Origin of the sequence: Ferruginibacter paludis, assembly GCF_030409685.1 — a bacterium.
GTDB lineage: Bacteria > Bacteroidota > Bacteroidia > Chitinophagales > Chitinophagaceae > Ferruginibacter > Ferruginibacter paludis.
Window position 1 is genome coordinate 1 of record NZ_JAUFQJ010000034.1, and the last position, 1740, is coordinate 1740.

General features: G+C 46.3%; 1 protein-coding gene. It reads right to left on the bottom strand.

Annotation, left to right across the window (positions count from 1 at the left end; all coding sequences use genetic code 11):
* Positions 1–1740: FG-GAP-like repeat-containing protein (locus QWZ08_RS28155; RefSeq protein WP_290341381.1), on the bottom strand; the 1740-nt coding region annotated here is incomplete at both ends.

Sequence of the window (1740 nt, forward strand, 5' to 3'; positions counted from 1 at the left end):
CAGTATGTCCGCCTTGCCATCGCCGTCGTAGTCCTGTACCGCTATGCCGCTTACCGTGCTAAACTGCGCTTCTGTTGGCAGGGGTTTTAGTGTGAATGTGCCGTTTTTGTTATTCAGTAGTACACTGCTGCGCATTTCCTTTGCTTCCAGTTTTACTGCCTTTGCCAGTTGCTCTTTTGTAAAGATATCTTCTATCGTTTGTTCTTTGTAGCTGTCGTATTTTAAATACTTTTTCTTCAGGTAAGGCAGCACCGCTACCAGGTCGTGTCTTAATGCCATCGGGTAGGCTTTGTCGCCATTGTAACAAGTGATAATTTGCTCTACGCTGCCGTTCTCATCAAAGTCGCTGACGTACATACTCACCGGTTTGTTTTCGCTGCATTTAAATCTTGAGTTTAAGCCGTGGTTACCTGCTATGATGTCATCATACCCGTCGCCGTTGATATCGGCTATTACTATGCGGTTCCACCAGCCGTTGCTGTTTTGCAAGCCGACAGCTGTGGTCGTTTCTTTTAGTTGTTTGCCGTTTTCATTATGGAAGATTCTTACCGGCATGTATTCGCCGGTTACTACCAAATCAGGTTTACCGTCCTTGTCATAATCAAACCATTTGGCGTCGGTGATCATACCCGCTTCTTTTAATGCGGGGGCTGTTTGTTCGGTTACATCTGTAAAACTGCCTTTGCCGTTGTTTTGTAATACATAGCCTTTACAAGCGTAACCGTACATAAAGGGCTTTAATCTTACACCCACAAACAGGTCCTGGTCACCATCGCCGTCGTAGTCTGCCGCTGTTACGCAGGAGGCACTTTCAAATATCGTAGCCGACGGCAACAATTGCGGAGATTTGGTAAAGTTGCCTTTGCCATCATTGAAATACAACCTGCTGATGAGGTCAGTTGAGTTGGCGGAAAATTCATTGCCGCCGCTGCACACAAATAAATCCTGGTCGCCATCGCCGTCTGCATCAAAAAATAAACAATCGGTGTCTTCGCTGCCTTTGTCTTTTTCCAGCAGGCCTTCATTGCTTGATTTGAATTGTCCGGCTGCTGTTTGTATGTACAGTGCGCCCGGCTGGCCTTTGGCGCCACAGATATAAAAGTCTTCCAGGCCGTCGCCGTTTACATCGCCTTTGGCCATCCTCGGCCCTTCGGTGGACAGCATGTGGAAGATGAGTTTATCGCGGTCAAAATCTACAAAATCATTTTCCTTGTGTATGAAGTTGATGCCGTAATTGCTTGTGCTGGCGGTAAAAAGCGGAGTGGTGATTTTTACTGGTTCCTGTTTTATGATGACTGCATTGCTTTGTTTTACTGTAAGGGTTTGATTGGGTTTTGCATCTTTAATAATCTGCACCCTGCCATCATTCCATTGTACTACTACTGAATCTATCTTGTCTGTTTTACCAAGCCCGAAGTTCAGGCGGCTGTCTACCGTGGATTCAAAACCACGCATCGGCATTTCTTCCTGGTAAGCAATGGTGTTGTTGTAATGCACCGTTACCTGGGTGCCGATGCCAAAGCGGTTCTTGCCTTCGCCTTCCAGTATTACTTTTAAAAATTTATTTTCGGGATGTTGCTGTATGCTCTGGTTGCGGTATACAAAGGCTGGCATGTTTACGTTGTTGACTACCAGATCTAAATCTCCATCATTGTCCAGGTCGGCATACGCTGAACCATTGCTGAAACCGGGCTGGTCCAATCCCCACTCCTTTGCCTTGTTCGTAAACGTTAAGTCCCC